This is a genomic window from Vibrio sp. 2130-1, from assembly GCF_033339515.1.
The window spans coordinates 1-862 of the sequence record NZ_JAWOUT010000144.1; the positions used below are offsets into that span (position 1 = coordinate 1).

The following is an 862-nucleotide window of genomic DNA, read 5'->3' on the forward strand; positions in this document are numbered from 1 at the left end:
AGGAATATTGATCATTAACGCCAGCGCAGAAGACAGCTCTTCCCAAAGCATTTCGAGTTTGTCGTCCACACTTTCTGCTTTCGAGATCAAATGATCGCGTACGATATTCTCTGCAAAAATAGAAGCGGTTTCTGCAAGTGTCATTGGGTAGTAAGTTTGGCAAAGCGGCAGATCTCGAATAACCCAGTTATGGAAGGCATGACCAAGTTCGTGAGCCAATGTCATCAAATCAGAACGGCTACCACTCCACGTCATGAATACCAACGGTGTGCGCGTGGCTGGTAGCTTAGTGCAGTACGCCCCCAAACGTTTATTGGCATTTGGCGCGGCATCAATCCAACCGTTTTGAACCATTAAACGCACAAACTCAGACATCTCTGGGTTGACGGTTTCAAACGCTTCGCAAATCACATCGATTGCTTCATTGAAATCGTAGACTTTAGCATCACCGCTTAATGCAGGCATTGCAGCAAGGTGGTTCCACGGCTTCATCTCATCCAAACCGTGCACTTGCGCCATCAGTTTACCGGCTTTTTGGCCAATATCACGACTGTCCTTCGCCACTTTCATCATGGCAGCCAAGGTTTCAGATTGAATGCGGCTACCGTACAAACTTGGATCTAAAAAGTGTACCTCTCGCTTAGTCGAGCGCTTTTTGTTTTCAGTTAAACGCCAGCCTGCAAGTGCATTTAAAATCGCGGCGAAAGACTCTTGGTGCGTTTCCATTGCTTTTTGGACGCCACGCCATGCCGCTTCTTGGCGGTCAAACTCTGAACCGTAAAGGATACTTGCAGCTTGGGAGAAACCGAGCTCTTCAGTAGTGCCATCAGCATGGTCTAACGTAACCTTTAACGAACCCGTC

1 protein-coding gene is annotated in these 862 nt (G+C 47.7%); it reads right to left on the reverse strand.

Annotation, left to right across the window (positions count from 1 at the left end; translation table 11 throughout):
* The coding region (locus R7Q09_RS24780; RefSeq protein ID WP_318143774.1) for a M3 family metallopeptidase at positions 1 to 862 on the reverse strand (862 nt) is incomplete at both ends.